The organism is Thioalkalivibrio sp. HK1, assembly GCA_000583135.1.
In the GTDB taxonomy this organism is placed as follows: Bacteria; Pseudomonadota; Gammaproteobacteria; order HK1; family HK1; genus HK1.
The window spans coordinates 1-16,022 of sequence record JFBG01000094.1; the positions used below are offsets into that span (position 1 = coordinate 1).

The following is a 16,022-nucleotide window of genomic DNA, read 5'->3' on the forward strand; positions in this document are numbered from 1 at the left end:
ACGAAAACCCAGTTCGCCGCCGGCGAGAGCAAGACCCAATTCGCCGCCGGCGAGAGCAAGACCCAGTTCGCCGCCGCCGAGACGAAAACCCAGTTCGCCAGCCTCGATTCCCTGCAACCCACGCTTTGCAGCAACGATGCTTGGAACTGCTTCAACCAAGAAAGCGTCGACGACAGCACGAACTGCAGCACGGATGCTTGGAGTTGCTTCTCGATCTTCGCAAGCCTCTCGCCTGCGATCGAACAGTGATTCGACTTTGATGCGAAAAAGCGATTCCTTGAAATCGAATCCCGCCTCGCTTGTCAATCATCCCCCTACCCTCGCCCGTCGGCTCCACCGGCGGGCGATTTTTTTTGATACCCCGCCCCTGATCGATCGACCCCTTCGATCCCGCCGCTTCGGATTCGACCTTCGAAAGAGCAAGGCTCCAAGTGGCTTGCGCCCGAGTTCGAAGGATCGAGGGCCCGCTAGGGGGAATGGCAAGAGAGCCCTTCTCGCCGCCAATAGCGAACCATCTCATCGCGCTCGATGCGTTTGATCCGCACCGTGCCCGAAAATTCGAAGATCATCGCCCCGCAACGAGGAGTGGTCATCGATGCGATGGAACGCTTGGCGTAGCGATCCAGAACTTCCGTATGGGGCAAGGAAAAACGCCCGCGAACGGCGGTGCTGAACAAGGCGATCGAAGGCGATACCGCATCGATGAATGCCGGGGTCGATGAACTCTTGCTGCCATGATGCGGCACGATCAAAATGTCGGCTTCGAGCTTTCGCCTCCCCCGCCGAATCAGCGCATATTCGCTTTCGCTTTCGATATCCCCGGTGAGCAAAGCGCTGCCCCCGCCCTCGATGCGGATCACGCAGGATTGGTTGTTGCGGGCCTTGCCCTTCGTGCCCGCAACGAAGTGAATGGGGTGCAGGATCTCGAAGGACACCCCGTCCCATTCCCAGCGATCCCCGGCAAGACAAGGTCGATCCGGAAGGCGGGCGGTCGAGGATCGGATATCGGGCATCGACGCAGGCGTTGGGGTCATCGATCTCGGAGGCGGGGCGTTGGCCATCAGCTCGCTTACCCTCACCTTGCGCTCCAAGGTCGGATAGCCGCCGACATGATCCGAATCGCCGTGGCTCAGCACGACTCGATCCACCGCCCGATGGCCACGCCACCTGAGATAGGGAACGAGGGCGCGGGCCGTTGCATCCGGACGCCCGCTGCCGGTATCGTAGACCAGCACATGCCGCGCGGTCTCCACCACCACCGACAACCCATGCCCCACATCCAGCATCGTCAACCGCCACTCCCCTTGCCTGATGGCATCGGGCCGCGCCATCAACAGCGGAAGGAGCCAGCAAATACCCGTCCAACGCGGTAGCAATCCGCGAGGAGCGAGAAGCGTCAGCACCCCCACCGCCGCAAGGATCAGCTGCCAGGGTTCGATTCCTCCGGGGGCGGGAAGCGTCCCGACGCTCGAAGAAATCCTCGCCAGCAAGGGCCACAGCGCATCCAAAATCGTCGCCGCCGGCCCCAGCAGACCGTTCGCCACTGCGGGAAAGAGGAAAAAGATGACCAAAGCGGCCAAAATCAGCGGCACCACCGCGACCCCGACCAAGGGGATGGCCAAGGCATTGACCACCGGCGATACCAGCGACTGCTCGCTGAAAACCGCCAAGGAGATCGGAACCAAACCCAAGGTGACGGCGATCTGCACCCGACCCAAACTGCGAAGCCAACGCATCGATATTTCAACAAAAGCGCGCCCCCGAGAGCGGATCCGTAGCGGCAACGAAGGATCCCCGACGGCATCCGGCGAAGGCTTCGAATGGCCCGCCTCGCCTTGGGTGGCGATGATCGCGAGGATCGCGGCAACGGCGACGAACGACAACCAAAAGCCGGGCATCACCACGCTATGCGGATCGAGGATCAATATCGCCGACAGAGCGAGCGCAAGGCCGTGCGAGGGCAAAAGACGCCTTCTTAGGATCTGCGATCCGAAGACCACCGCGAGCATGATCAGAGCCCGACGAGTGGGCAGGGAAAACCCCGCCAGCAGCGCATAGGCAGATGCGGCGATCATCGCCGCCATGGCCGCAGCCTGCGAAGCGGCGATCCGCAGCATCAACCACGGAACGAGCCTCCAAATCCGTACCACCACCCAATAGACGCTCGCGGCCGCCATCCCGATATGCAAGCCGGAGATCGCCATCAAATGCGCGGTGCCGGTGGTCCGCAGGACCTCCCACTGATATTCGGATATACCGCTGCGATCGCCGATCGCCAACGCCCGCACCAACCCCTCGCTTTGCCAAGGAGCGAGGGATTCGCGCAAGCGACGGGAAATCTCGGCCCGAAGCGCATCCACCTTGGCCAAGGAAAACAGCGCGCTTTCTCCGACAGGCTCGCCGAAATGCACCTGACCGGTGGCGATGATGCGATTTGTGAACAGCCAGCCCTCGTAGTCGAAAGCCCCGGGGTTTCGCCATCCCTTGGGAGCGCGCAATCGTACATTCAAGCGCCAGATCGTCCCCGGCTGCGGCATCTCCTGCGTGCGATACCACCAAAGACGGATACGCCCCTCGGGAAGCGAGGCGGACCATCCGGGGCGCTCGACCTCGACCGCTCGAACATCAATATCGAAGCGCACTTTCATGGGATCGGCCTGCGGCAACCCGCGAACGGTGCCGATCACCTCGATGGATTGACCATCCAACGCCTCCGGCAAGGCCGAAGCCAGCTGCAGATGGGCCAACAACGCCGCCCAGAGAAATCCGGCGAGCGCCGCCCATCCGATATGCGCCCGCGCCTGCGAGAACGCCGCCCACACCACCATCGGCAAAAAAGCGCACCACATCGGATCCGGCAAGGATCGATCGGTCTCCAACCAAGCGACCCCGAGAGCGAAGAAAAGAGCGAAACGCAGCATGACGGTTCCCGATACCTACCTTTGGGAAATACAGGGCAACTCATCGCTTTTGACTCTTTTTCGCACCCGGTGTTCATGAAATCGTCATTGTTTTGCGCAAATTGCCCCGGCCCGGATCTGAGAGGCTCCAAAGACCGCGAAAATCAGCCGATAAGGGCAATGGCAGCGTTTTTCGGAAAATCGGTTTTTCAAAAAGCGTTCTTCAAAAAGCGTTTTTCAAAAAACGAATGACGCATCCGAAAAAAACGACTTCTTGAAAATGGCCGATCGGTGGAAAACTCAGGCAGAGCCCCTTGCATCGAGGCACTTGAATATCCTTAGGCCCTTGCCTTGATATCGATATGTAAAATCTTTCATACCCTGTCGTTCATAAATTTGTACTCTTGTCGATATGAACTCGATCATGAGCGATCTTGCGGCATTCGAGCCATATCGATCGGCGATATCGATCGACGATACTGATCGACGATGACGATCGGCAATGCGGATCGGCGATTTGGATCGACAATCGTCTCGATGATCCGATAACAACCCTCGATTGGCCTAGATTAACGATCATGCGAGCCTTCCTGCGTAAACGAATCGGCGAATTCCGCAAGGTATCGGGTGATCTTTTCCGCAATTCCTCATTCTTGGGCCGTGAATCGAAGGCCGAGAATCTATGGCGGCTGAACCTCCATTCGGTCTCATGGGCGGTCTCCGTCGGCCTCTTCGTGGCTTGGATCCCGCTTCCCTTCCAGATGTTCATCGCCGCCGGGGCGGCGCTGATCATTCGCTGCAACCTCCCCCTTTGCGTGCTGTTGGTCTGGATCAGCAACCCCTTGACCATCCCCCCGATGCTCATCGGCGCCTACGGCTTGGGCACTTGGATCCTCGGACAAGGGGAAGATCCCTTGCATACGGTGGGATGGTTCGAATGGCTATGGCAAGGGATGCACCATTCATGGCTGCCGATCCTCGTCGGGTGCCTTGCGCTCGGACTTGCCAGCGCGATTTTGGGGCAAATCGCGGTGCGCTTTGCGTGGGGGGCGGAGCGTCTGATACGCTTGCGACAACGACGCCGATACCGGGATCGCCATGGCGATATCGCGACAATATCGCCGAGAAAAGCCCCCGAGGGTGGCTCGTCGAAGGAAATCGAGCCGGACAAACCTTGAAAGGTAGCGCACCGAGGGCAGTATCGCCTTGCCCGATATCGATCCGGGAATTCCTTGCCCGCAGATGCCTGCTTCGGCGAACCAAGGCGGCATCCGAAGAACCCCGTCGATGCGTTTTTTTCACACAATCTTCACGTCCGATAGCCCCCTTGCAAGCCCTTGTTCGAGGATCGTTTCAATCGATCAAAAAACGCCAACTCTTTGTCATATCAAGGAAAAAAATAACGGCCCTCGCCTGTGGACAACCTTGTGAGAAAAACTCGCAAGAGGGCTCGATCCAGGGGCCGAAATTCGACGTCTCGAGTCGGGGAAAATCATGAAAACAAAATCAAATCTCTTTATATTCAATAACTTACAACATTTTATCAGTATATTCCGAGGTCCGAAAGGGCCTTGAAAGAGCGTTCGAAAAAACCGTCTCGCTATGTGGATGATTTTTTTGCCCAAGATTCGATCCATCGAAAAAAGCCTGTATTCACCGAGCCCGAAGGCTTTTTCGCTCGCCCGTTCACAAGGCTTTTTTGGCCCCGATCCGAGGTAGGAATCGCCCCGATCGAAGCGGCGCCTTGCCCTTGGCCCCTGCCACTTCAATGCAACGGAAAAACAAAGGAAAAGCGAAGCGGATCGGCGCCTCGCCGACGATCGAAAAACCGACTCTCACTCCCCTTCGAGCCAATCGGATAGATGAGCCGCCAGATCCTCGTATCCGATTTTGCCCGGAACGGAATGCGCCATCACCTTCGGCGGGGTCGGCGGCGATCGCCCTTGCCCGATCGCATCGAGATTCGATCGCTCATTTGTCGAACCTTCCGCAAAGAGATCGCAAAGAGAGAGCCTCACCTCCTTGATGGCCATGCTCCGCCTTTTCGATGCCAATTTATCCGCCTTGGAAAGCACCATCAGCAGCGGGATCTCGCCGAGGCGACATCCCTCGATCAATATCCGATCCAGAGCGGTCAAGGGATGGCGAATATCCATCAACAAGACCACCCCTGCCAACGATCGACGCCGGTGAAGATATTCCTCGACCAGCCTCCCCCACGCCTGACTCATCGAACGAGGCGCCTTGGCGTAGCCGTAGCCGGGAAGATCGACCAAGCGCAGGGAATCCCCCACGCCGAAGAAGTTGATGAGCCGGGTGCGCCCCGGAGTGCGGCTGGTGCGGGCAAGAGCCTTGCGCCGACAAAGCGCGTTGATAAGGCTTGATTTGCCGGCATTGGAGCGCCCCGCGAAAGCCACCTCCCGACCCTCGTCGAGAGGAAATTCACGCACCTTGGATGCACTGACGAGAAACTTGGTCTGCCGGTAATCAAGCATGGTCGATCTCCACCGGGGAATTTCGAAAGGGTATCTTGTTCTTCGATTGCGCTTGCTCTTCTTCGCTCGAAGGCACCATCGAACCCTATCGAGCCCCTCTTCCTTCGTTGCCCGAAACCGTCTCGTTTATGCTATAAAATTCACATCCGATCGGGTGCGAAATCCAAGCCGCCTTCTTGGATCGATTCCGTCTTGCGAAACGGCATTGCGCCGATCTCGCAATGCTTGTCTTGAAAAATCGGGCTTGTCTTGAAAAATCGGGCTCGCCTCGAAAAATCGATCGATCACCGAACCGGACATTGTAAAGACCCGCTCGGCCCGACAACACCCGACCGCCATACCGATGAAGTGACACTTGGAGGTTCCAAGCCTTGAAGCGAAGCGTGATCACCTTGCTGTTATTTGCCGCCATCGGCTCCGCCTTTGCCGACGGCGACATCGTGGCGGGAGAGAGAAAAGCTGCGGTCTGCGCCGCCTGTCATGGCGCCGGCGGCAACAGCGTCAATCCGGAATGGCCCAATCTCGCAGGCCAACATGCCTCCTATACCGCAAAGCAGATCCGCGATTTCATGGAAGGAAAAACGCGCAACAACGCCCTGATGGCCCCCATGATCGCCAACCTCACGGAAGAGGATATCGCGGATATATCGGCTTACTACGAATCCCAACCATCGACCGGAGGCTATGCGAGCGAAGCGCTGCACGACTTGGGAGAGCGGATCTATCGAGGCGGCATCGTCGAATCCGGAGTCCCGGCCTGCATCGCCTGCCATGGTCCCAAAGGCTTGGGGAACGGCCCGGCGGGATTTCCCCGCATCGCAGGCCAACATGCCGTCTACACCGCAAAGCAGCTCGACGATTGGCGCGCAGGAGCCCGCTCCAACGATACGAATTCGATGATGGCCGACGCAGTGCGCTTGATGAGCCCGATGGAGATGAAAGCCGTCAGCGAATATATCGCAGGCCTGCATTGATATTGGAATCCATCGTTCGATCGCCCTTTCCACGGATCACCGTTGTCCAGGCAATGCTTTGGAACGATCATGTCAAAAAGCCCTGCGATCTCCCGAGCGAGACCGACACCCTTATCTCACCGCCCGTCGGTGAAGACCGGATATCGATCGGATATCGAAAAGAACCCCTTTGTCCTACCGGAGACATCCCGATGAAATACCCGATTCCCAGCACCCCGATCCAATCCGCCCGGATCCGACATCGGGGTTCTTTCTTGCGATCGACATTGGCGATCGTTTTCTCTTTGTTTTTAGGCAGCGTCGCCTTCGCCCAACCCGTCGATATCTCCGATATCGAGGGCATGTACGAAGTCCTTGCCCAGCCCCAACCCGTCGAAACCGGAGATAACATCGAGGTCGTCGATGTGTTCTGGTACGGCTGCCCCGGCTGCTATCAATTCCTCCCCGTTATGGAATATGTGGAGCAGAACCTGCCCGATTATGTCGAGGTTCGACGCCTACCGGCCATTTTCAGAGATTCTTGGCTGATCCATGCCCAGGGCTTCTACACCGCCCAAGCCCTCGGTATCGCGGAAAAGCACCACCGAGAGTTCTTCGACGAGATTCACAAAGAAGGGAACAGGCTCGAAACCAAGGAGGCCATCATCGATTTCTACAACGAGCGCAGCGGGGTGGACAAGGATAAGCTCGACCAAACTTGGGAATCCTTCACCGTCAACTCCAATATCAATAAATCCTTGGTGATGCAGCAGCGATACGGAATACGGGGCACCCCGACGATCATCGTTCATGGCAAGTACCGGGTCGGCACCTCCCTTGCGGGCACCTACCAGAACTTGGTGAAGGTCATTATGAAGCTGACCGAATACGAGTATCAGGAGAAGAACAAGGGCGCTTGATGGCTCGATCGAAGGGCTCGACACTTGCTTCGAGCCTTTCGAAAAAAAGCCCCGGGACATCATCCCGGGGCTTTTTTCGTTTTTGCCGACGAAATCCCTCGATCGAATCCTCCGCTTGCACTTCAAGCAAGCGAAAAAGGGGCGTGGCATCAATCCCCGGCGATGCGCACCACCGCCCGACCGGTCACCTTCCCATTGATATAGGCATCGAAGGCCGTGGGCAAATCGGCCAAGGCGATTTCCGAGGTGACGATCCGATCCAGATGGCGAGGCTTCAAGTCCGATGCCAAACGCTGCCAGATCCGCTGCCGCCAAGCGCTCTCGACATAAACGCTGTTGATCCCGAGCAGATTCACCCCGCGCAGGATGAAAGGCATCACCGTGGTTTCAAGGACGAACCCGCCCGCCAGACCGATGGAAGCGATATTGCCGCCGGGCTTCATCGTGCGCGTCAACCAAGCGAGTTCTCGCCCCCCGACATTATCCACCGCCCCCGCCCATAGGGGTTTTTCGAGCGGCTTCGTACCGATCTCCACCTCGTCGCGGTAGAGAATGCGCTTCGCCCCGAGGGTGCGAAGATATTGATCCTGATCCCGTTTGCCGGTAAAAGCCACCACCTCGTAGCCGAGCCCCGCCAGCATGTCGATGGCGAAACTCCCGACCCCTCCGGTGGCTCCGTTGACCAATATCGGCCCGCCATCGGGACGCTGACGATTGCGCTCCATTTGATCCACGGCCAACGCCGCCGTGAATCCCGCGGTCCCGATCGCCATGCTATCGCGCTGCGAAAGGCCTTCCGGCAATCCAACGAGCCAATCGGCGGGAACTCGCGCGTATTCGCCGTAGCCCCCGTCGTGCTCCTCCCCGAGGCCGAAGCCGGTAACCACCACCGGGGTACCCTCGGGCCAAGCGGGATCTTGCGAGTGATGAACGGTTCCGGCGACATCGATCCCGGCGACCATCGGAAAGCGCTTCATGATCCGCCCTTTGCCGGTGACCGCCAGCGCATCCTTATAGTTGATATCGGACCATGCACAACGAATGACGACATCACCTTCGGAAATATCATCAAGGGTGATTCGTTCCAAACGAGACTCGACTTCCTTATCCTTTCGATGCACTCGAAGAGCGAGAAAATCTTCCATGCGCTTGTCCTCAGGGTCTTGATCGCGAAAACCGCTCGAAGGAATCGCCGATAAGGAATGCCTGTAGCATCGAAATCCACACCGCGATTCGAAATGGAAAAGGGTAAATCCTATACCATCCATAGAACATCCGAGGCAATCAAGATCGACCCGCCATCCGCCCGCGCCCGCTTTTCGCCCTTGGCGATCTCGATGCGAAAGCGAAGGAAAGACGATGACGACACCTGCCGGCTCTCCCATCAGGCTGATCGAAGCATCCGCCGACTCCTTCGACGAGATCCGGCGCACCTTCGAGTGGAATATCCCCGATCGATATAACATCGGAGTCGATATCTGCGACCGACCGGCGGCGCGGCACCCGGATCGCACCGCGCTGATTTGCGAGGATGCCCGAGGAATCGAGCGCCGGTTGAGTTTCGCACAGCTGAAAGAGCGAAGCGACCGACTGGCCAACGCCCTCGAAGGGATCGGGATCAAGCGCGGGGATCGGGTCGGGATCTGCCTTCCGCAACGCCTCGAAACCGCCATCTCGCATATCGCGATCTCCAAGATCGGGGGGATCGCCATGCCCCTTTCGATCCTCTTCGGCCCCGAAGCCCTCGCTTTCAGAACGAGCGATAGCGGGGCCCGTCTCCTGATCACCGATCTTGCCCGCAAAGAGCGTATCGAGCACTTAAGGTCCCATCTCGGCGAGCCGCTGGATCTGGTGATCTGTGATCTTCAAACCAAAAGCGCAAAGGGCATCGACAGCGCCGGTGGCAGAACTCATGGTTTTGACGATCTGCTGAACAATGCAAAGCCTGCCTTCGAAGCGAGCGCCACCGGCGCGAACGATCCCGCCTTGCTGATCTACACCTCCGGCACCACCGGCCCGCCCAAGGGCTCGCTCAACCCCCATCGCTGCCTTTTGGGAAACCTTCCCGGATTCGAACTCTCCCACCATTTCTTTCCCCAGCCGAAGGACCTGATGTGGACCCCGGCGGACTGGGCTTGGACCGGCGGACTGATCGATGCCCTGATGCCCGCCCTTCGCTACGCCGTGCCGGTACTCGGCTGCGATCACGGGCCTTTCGATCCCGAGCGAACCATCAAGACCATCGAAAAATATCGGGTGCGCAACGCCTTCATCCCCCCGACGGCCTTGAAGCTGATGATGCACCTTCCGGATCGCGCTTTCGACGATATCTCCATGCGCACCATCATGTCCGCGGGGGAAGAAGTCGGCGCTCATGTCGCGCAATGGGCCAAGAGCGTCCTTTCGATCGATATCAACGAGATGTGGGGGCAAACGGAATGCAACTATCTGGTCGGCAACTGCTGTGCGATCTTGCCGCCCAAAGCGGGCTCGATGGGCAAGCCCTACCCCGGCCATCGGGTGCGAGCGATCGACGATGCGGGGGTCGAGGTCGCCTCAGGAGCGATCGGAGAACTCGCGGTGCATCGAGATGATCCGGTGATGTTTCTCGGCTATTGGAAAAACGAGGCGGCGAGCGAGGAAAAATTCACCGGCGAATGGTTTCGTACCGGCGACCTGGGAGTGCGCGACGAAGACGGTTTTTTCCGCTTCATGGGGCGAAAAGACGATGTGATTTCCAGCGCCGGTTATCGCATCGGCCCCGGCGAAATCGAGGATTGCCTGCTCGGGCATCCCGCGGTGCGTCAAAGCGCGGTCGTCGGGGTTCCGGATACGCTGCGCGGAGAGCGGATCAAAGCCTTCATCGTGCTCGAATCGGGCTTCGAAAAAAGCGAGCGCTTGGCCGAGGAGATTCGTCTCGATGTTCGCAACCGCCTTGCGGCCCACGAATATCCACGCGAGATCGAGTTCATCGACTCCCTGCCGATGACCACCACCGGCAAGGTACGCCGGATCGCCCTTCGCCGACCCGATGCCGCATCGAACACCGAAGGAAGGCCCGAGGAATCGGCTTGAGCGCACACCGCCGACCATCGGCTTTTCGCTCGGGTCTCGATTGAAGGTCGCCCCCCCTTCGAAAAGACCATGCTGGCCGCCATAAAATCACGACGACACCGCAGCGAGCGCCCCGCCCGCCTTCCTTGAACCGAGGGCGAATGGCCGCACCCGCCACCCTTTTCAAAGAGACAAAGACTTCCATGGAACGCTTCGACTGGGATCTCGCCATCACCGAGCTGCGTCGCCGCGACAAAGACCTCGGGCGCATCATCGATGCGATGGAGCCGCGAAGACCGCAAAATCGCGGCGAGATGCGCTCGCCCTTCGACGCCCTCTTGCGCTCGATCGTCTACCAACAACTCTCGGGCAAGGCCGCCAAAACCATCCACACCCGCCTTCTCGCCCTTTTTCCCGGCCACCGCCCGAGCGCCCGCGCCCTCCTTGCCATGGATGACGAGACCTTGCGCTCCGCCGGCCTTTCGCGCCCGAAGATCGTCGCGGTGCGCGATCTGGCGATGAAGGTCGCCGCCCGCGGGGTTCCGAGCAAGCGAAAACTCCAGACCATGAGCGACGAGGCCATCATCGAAGATCTGATCCGGATCCGCGGCATCGGACAGTGGACGGTCGAGATGCTGCTGATCTTCAACCTCGACCGCGCCGATGTCCTGCCCGCCACCGACCTCGGCGTACGCCGCGGCTTCATGCTCTGCCGACGAAACGAATCGATGCCCGAACCCCAGGAACTGCTCGATGCGGGCGAGCGCTGGCGCCCGTGGCGCAGCGTCGCCGCTTGGTATCTTTGGCGGGCTTGCGAAGAACCCGAAAAATGGCGATAACCGACCGGAGGCGAACCATGCAGTGGGAAACATTCGAATACTGGGGACAAAAAGCCGTGCGCTGGGGGGCGAATTACCGTCGCACCTTGCGCGAGCACCCGGTACGCTCGCAAGTCGAAATGGGGGAGATCCTAAAATCCCTGCCCCCTTGCGCGCCGGAAGAGCCGGAGCGGATGGAAGATATCTTTGCGGATTTCGAGCGCACCATCCTTCCCGGCATGACCCACTGGCAGCATCCGCGCTTCTTCGCCTATTTTCCGGCGAATGCCGCCCCCGCCTCGGTGCTGGCCGAGATCCTCGCGGATACGATGGCCGCCCAATGCATGCTCTGGCAGACCTCCCCCGCCGCCACCGAGTTGGAACGAAGGATGATCGAGTGGCTACGAGACGCCGTCGGACTGCCGGCGGAATTCGGCGGAGTGATCCAAGACACGGCCTCCTCGGCGACCCTCGCCGCGATCCTGACCATGCGCGAGCGCGCACTCGACGGCAAAGGCAACACCCGCGGATTGGCCGGACAACCGGCGCTTCGGATCTACGCCTCGAACGAAGTCCACAGCTCGATCGACCGCGCGCTATGGTTCTCCGGCATCGGCGCCGACAACCTCGTTCGCATCCCCACCCGTGGCCCGATGCGGAGCATGGATCCGGCAGCCTTGCGCGAGGCGATCGCCCAAGACCGCGCATCCGGCTTCCTCCCCGCCGGTATCGTCGCCGCCGTCGGCGGCACCTCCACCGGGGCTTGCGACGATGTCGCCGCCATCTCCCAAGTGGCGAAAAGCGAATCCCTTTACCTCCACGTCGATGCCGCTTGGGCCGGCTCGGCGATGATCTGCCCGGAATTTCGCACCCTGTGGCACGGGGCCGAACACGCCGATTCCATCGTCCTCAACGCCCATAAATGGCTGGGGGCGCAACTGGAATGCTCGATACACCTGCTGCGAGACGAAAACACCTTGCGCAACACCCTCACCATCGCCCCCGAATACCTCGGCACCCACGGCAACGAGGGCGAGATCCGCAACCTCTGCGACCTCTCCCTCCAACTCGGACGACGATTCCGCGCCCTGAAGGTCTGGTTCTTGCTGCGCGCCGAAGGCCTCGCCCGCCTTCGATCGATGATGCGAAACCATGTGCGATGGGCCAACGAGGTCGCCGAGCGCATCGCGATCGACAGCGATATCGAGATCGTCACCCCCCCGATCTTGAGCCTCTTCACCTTCCGCCTCGCCCCCGCAGGACTGACTCCAGACGCCCTCGACACCCTCAACCTCGACCTCTTGGCCCGCATCAACGACACCGGACGCATCTACCTCACCCCCACCCGCATCGACGATCGCCTCGCGATCCGCTTCCAGGTCGGAGCCATCGAAACCGCCCCCGAGGATATCGACACCGCGGTCGAGGAAATCCGAAACACCGCCGCCGGACTGGTTTGACGGCGACGATGGCCGACGGACACGGCCGACGAACGAACCCACAAGCACGAACCCGCACCGATACATTTGGATCGAGACCCGGCACGGCCACCACAGCAAATATTCGAGATGAGCGCAAACCCCTTCCAACCCCATCGCCGCCTCTTCGTCAAAAGAGAGGATCGAATGCCCCGCGATGTTTCTTGAACCTCGCCTTTGGGAGTTCACCTGCGGGGTGCGGCTTCGGATTGCGGGGGCGGTGGCAACGGGAGTCGCCGCCTCCTTGGTCGGCATCGGGCGGCTGGCATTGCTGGGCTGGCTGCTCGCGCTCGTCTTCGAGGGGGCCGGATTCTCAGATCTTGCCCTTCCCTTTGCGGCGGTGGCGGCGGTGATGGTGCTGCGCGGTACGCTCGAGCACGCTCGAACGATGATCGCGCATCGCACCGCAGCCAAAGTGCAACTCGTCTTACGCCGACGCCTGCACGATAAGCTGATTGCCTTAGGGCCAGCCCATTTCGGCTTCGAGCGCACCGGCGACGTGCTGCTCTCGCTGGTCGATGGCGTGGAACAACTCGAAATCTATTTCGGGGAATATCTGCCGCAACTGATGGTCGCGGTGATCACTCCCTTGCTGGTCTTCGCCTTCCTCGCCTTTCTCGATCTCCCCATCGCCGCCTTGCTCCTGGCCTTCGCCGCCCTGGCCCTACTCGCCCCCTCGCTCTTTCATCGATGGGATGCGGCCAACAGCAAGCGCCGCTCCGTCGCTTGGCGCGGATTCGCCGCGGAACTCCTTGACGCCCTCCAAGGAATCGCCACCCTCAAGGCCTTCGGCCAAAGCGGGGCGCGCGGCGAGATGCTGGCCAAAAGGGCGCACGAAGTTTTCCGCAGCACGATGTGGGTGCTGGCGACCAACGCCCTCACCCGCGGCATCAGCGATACCGCCATCGCCGTCGGCAGCGCGGCGCTGATCGGCTTCGGTGCCCTGCGCGTATCCCAAGGGCTGATGGATACGACAACCCTGCTGATCGTCCTCATGACCGGGATCGAGGTCTTCCGGCCGCAAAGGGATCTGCGGGCCATGCTGCATAACGGAATGACGGGGCAAGCCGCAGCCTTGGGAATCCTCTCGATCTTGGAGGCGAAGGCGAAGGTCGAGCCACCGGCCGCCCCCGTCGTTCTCGATGGAGCCCTCGAACCCTCCATCGAATTCGAGGATATCTCCTTCGCCTATCCCGGCGGTCGCCGCTTGGCCCACCAAGGACTCTCCTTTCGCATCGATGCCGGCGAGCGGGTGGGGTTCGTCGGAGAAAGCGGCGCCGGCAAATCGACCATCGTTCGCCTGCTCTTGCGCTTTCACGATCCCGACAAGGGAAGGGTGCGGCTCGGGGGGCACGATCTACGAACGCTTTCACCGGCGGATATCCATCGTCATATCGCGGTGGTCGGTCAGGATGTCCGGCTTTTTCACGCCACGGTGGAGGAAAACCTGCGTTTCGGCAATCCCGATGCCGGCCCGGAGGAGATCGAAGCCGCGGCTCGCGCCGCCAATGCGTGGGATTTCATCCGCCGCCTGCCCCAAGGGATGCAGACGATCGTCGGGGAGCGCGGGATTCGCCTTTCCGGCGGACAAAGACAGCGGATCGCCATCGCCCGCGCCCTGCTCAAAAACGCCCCGATCCTGATCCTCGACGAAGCCCTCTCCGCCGTCGATGCCCAAAACGAGGCTTTGATCGTACAAGCCTTGGATCGACTGATGATCGGTCGCACCACACTGATCTTCGCCCACCGGCTGTCGAGCGTCATCGCCACCGATCGCATCGCGGTCTTGGAGCGCGGCACCATCATCGAAAGCGGGCGGCACGAGGATCTGATGCGCAACCGCGGCACCTATTTCCGCCTGATGGGAACGCAAGCCGAAGACAGCGACCTCGATGCCGCCCCCAACGATCGACCCGATCCGCTTGATTCAGGTGAAACGAGTGCGATATCGAGTGCGAGCGAAACGCAAGCCGATCCCTCGCCCCCTGAGCGCAACCCCTCTTCGATGCCGGATCGAAGCGCACTTAGAGGAGTGAGCGCCGAGCGCAGATATCGAGAATCGTCCTCCTTTGCCCTCGATGACGAGATCGAAGCGGGCGACTATCGAGGATCGCCTCAACCGCCCACCGAGGACCCGGGTACGGACGAAACCGGCACCCGCCCTCCTTTGAGCGAAACCGAAGCGCCCGATCGCCACGAACCGCTTTCCCCGCCCACCGAAGACCCGGACCCGGACGAAGCCGATATCCAGCCCCCCATCAGCGAGGCGGTCTTGCGCGCCCGAGATCTCGGCTGGGCCGGAGCGTTCCGCGCCCTGCTCGCCCATGTCACGCCGTGGAAGGGAAGACTCTTGCTGGTGCTGCTACTGGGGCTTGCGCGGGTTGCGGCCTTGATCGGCATCGGAGTGATGAGCGCACTGGCGGTGGCTGCGGTCAAACAAGGCCAACCGTGGATGGAGCCCTTGATCATCCTCGCCATCATCGCCCCGCTGGCCGGAATCCTGCATTGGCTGGAATCATGGTTGGCGCACGATATGGCCTTTCGGATGCTCGCCGATATGCGCATCGCCCTTTATCGCAAGATCGACCGCCTCGCTCCCGCTTGGCTGGTTCGTCGGCATAGCGGCGACTTGGTAGCCACCGCCACCGGCGATGTGGAACTGGTGGAATATTTCTTCGCCCACACCGTTGCGCCCTTTTTCGTTGCGGTGCTGGTTCCGGCGGCGGTGATCGGCACCCTATGGCACTTCGGCATGCCCTTGGCGCTGGCTCTTCTTCCCTTCCTTGCGCTGGTGGCCATCAGCCCCTTTTTGGCCCGACGCCGTATCGACATTCGCGGATCGCTGGCGCGGGAGGCCTTCGGGGAGATGCATATCCACGCCGTCGACACCATCCAAGGACTGGCGGAAATCATTTCCTTCGAGCGCGCCGGATCGCGCGCCGAGGCGTTCGCGGCATTGAATCGGCACCACCACCGCCTACGCCTCTCCTTCTTCTCCGACCTCGCCAAACAAAAGGCGATCTTGGAGGTCGCAACCGGACTCGGGGGACTCGTGGTGATCATGGTCGGGGCATGGCAAGTCGAAGCCGGAGCCCTGAAAGACACCGCCTTGCCGATGCTCACCTTGCTGGCGATGGCCGCCTTCCTCCCGATATCGGAGATCGCCCATATCGGTCGTCAACTCGCGGAGACCTTGGGCGCCACCCGCCGCCTCCACGCCGTTCACAACGAAGTCGAAACGGTGCAAGACGGCGCCGGGGCGAAACCGACCTTCGAAGCCTCGCCCGCCACACCGATGCATCGGGCGCAAGGCCAAGCATCCACCGCATCGCAAGCGGACAACGAGGACAAAGCACTCGAAAGCGCAATCGAACGCGAGCGGAGCATCGATATCGATAACGAAC

The 16,022-nt window shown here is 60.5% G+C and carries 11 protein-coding genes; 8 read left to right on the forward strand and 3 right to left on the reverse strand.

What is annotated here, in order from left to right:
• A partial coding sequence (locus BF99_RS23570; protein ID WP_038099091.1) for a hypothetical protein occupies positions 1-249 on the forward strand: 249 nt, incomplete at its 5' end.
• Between the two features lie 218 nt (positions 250-467).
• On the opposite strand, the gene BF99_RS0119070 is transcribed toward BF99_RS23570, so the two are convergent.
• Positions 468-2,921 carry a DNA internalization-related competence protein ComEC/Rec2 gene (locus BF99_RS0119070; protein WP_025772468.1) on the reverse strand — a complete coding sequence of 818 codons (2,454 nt, stop codon included), beginning with the start codon at positions 2,919-2,921 and terminating at the stop codon, positions 468-470.
• Between the two features lie 557 nt (positions 2,922-3,478).
• On the opposite strand from BF99_RS0119070, the gene BF99_RS21555 reads away from it, so the two are divergent.
• A complete protein-coding gene (locus BF99_RS21555) occupies positions 3,479-4,078 on the forward strand; it encodes a DUF2062 domain-containing protein (RefSeq protein WP_156013491.1) in 600 nt (199 codons plus the stop codon).
• A gap of 657 nt (positions 4,079-4,735) precedes the next feature.
• Here the strand turns inward: BF99_RS21555 and yihA are convergent.
• Positions 4,736-5,395: a ribosome biogenesis GTP-binding protein YihA/YsxC gene (yihA, locus tag BF99_RS0119095; RefSeq protein ID WP_025772470.1), complete on the reverse strand. Its 660-nt coding sequence runs from the start codon at positions 5,393-5,395 to the stop codon at positions 4,736-4,738.
• Positions 5,396-5,766: 371 nt separating this feature from the next.
• Here yihA and BF99_RS0119110 point away from each other — a divergent pair, with 371 nt between their 5' ends.
• Positions 5,767-6,369, forward strand: a complete 603-nt coding sequence (locus BF99_RS0119110; RefSeq protein WP_025772473.1) for a c-type cytochrome — start codon at positions 5,767-5,769, stop codon at positions 6,367-6,369.
• A 191-nt stretch (positions 6,370-6,560) separates the two neighbouring features.
• The gene (locus BF99_RS21560) at positions 6,561-7,268 is read left to right on the forward strand and encodes a thiol:disulfide interchange protein DsbA/DsbL (RefSeq protein WP_197019229.1); all 708 of its coding nucleotides are present in this window, start codon (positions 6,561-6,563) and stop codon (positions 7,266-7,268) included.
• Positions 7,269-7,417: 149 nt separating this feature from the next.
• On the opposite strand, the gene BF99_RS0119125 is transcribed toward BF99_RS21560, so the two are convergent.
• Entirely contained in the window at positions 7,418-8,413 is a 996-nt protein-coding gene (locus BF99_RS0119125; RefSeq protein ID WP_025772479.1) for an oxidoreductase, read from the reverse strand.
• 214 nt (positions 8,414-8,627) lie between these two features.
• Between BF99_RS0119125 and BF99_RS0119130 the strand changes: the two genes are divergently transcribed.
• From BF99_RS0119130 to BF99_RS23575, 4 genes are all read left to right on the forward strand, one after another.
• A complete protein-coding gene (locus BF99_RS0119130; RefSeq protein WP_051482994.1) occupies positions 8,628-10,343 on the forward strand; it encodes an AMP-binding protein in 1,716 nt (571 codons plus the stop codon).
• Between the two features lie 140 nt (positions 10,344-10,483).
• On the forward strand, positions 10,484-11,161 hold the full coding sequence (locus tag BF99_RS0119135; RefSeq protein WP_025772482.1) for a DNA-3-methyladenine glycosylase family protein: 678 nt from the start codon (positions 10,484-10,486) through the stop codon (positions 11,159-11,161).
• Between the two features lie 17 nt (positions 11,162-11,178).
• A complete protein-coding gene (locus tag BF99_RS0119140; RefSeq protein WP_025772484.1) occupies positions 11,179-12,600 on the forward strand; it encodes a pyridoxal phosphate-dependent decarboxylase family protein in 1,422 nt (473 codons plus the stop codon).
• A gap of 175 nt (positions 12,601-12,775) precedes the next feature.
• On the forward strand, positions 12,776-16,022 hold a 3,247-nt coding region (locus BF99_RS23575), incomplete at its 3' end, for an ABC transporter transmembrane domain-containing protein (protein ID WP_025772486.1).

Excerpts from the sequence above, each read along its gene's own strand:
- BF99_RS0119070 (WP_025772468.1), bottom strand. The coding sequence starts at position 2,921 with ATGCTGCGTTTCGCTCTTTTCTTCGCTCTCGGGGTCGCTTGGTTGGAG.
- BF99_RS21555 (WP_156013491.1), top strand. The coding sequence starts at position 3,479 with ATGCGAGCCTTCCTGCGTAAACGAATCGGCGAATTCCGCAAGGTATCG.
- yihA (WP_025772470.1), bottom strand. The coding sequence starts at position 5,395 with ATGCTTGATTACCGGCAGACCAAGTTTCTCGTCAGTGCATCCAAGGTG.
- BF99_RS21560 (WP_197019229.1), top strand. The coding sequence starts at position 6,561 with ATGAAATACCCGATTCCCAGCACCCCGATCCAATCCGCCCGGATCCGA.
- BF99_RS0119125 (WP_025772479.1), bottom strand. The coding sequence starts at position 8,413 with ATGGAAGATTTTCTCGCTCTTCGAGTGCATCGAAAGGATAAGGAAGTC.
- BF99_RS0119130 (WP_051482994.1), top strand. The coding sequence starts at position 8,628 with ATGACGACACCTGCCGGCTCTCCCATCAGGCTGATCGAAGCATCCGCC.
- BF99_RS0119135 (WP_025772482.1), top strand. The coding sequence starts at position 10,484 with ATGGCCGCACCCGCCACCCTTTTCAAAGAGACAAAGACTTCCATGGAA.
- BF99_RS0119140 (WP_025772484.1), top strand. The coding sequence starts at position 11,179 with ATGCAGTGGGAAACATTCGAATACTGGGGACAAAAAGCCGTGCGCTGG.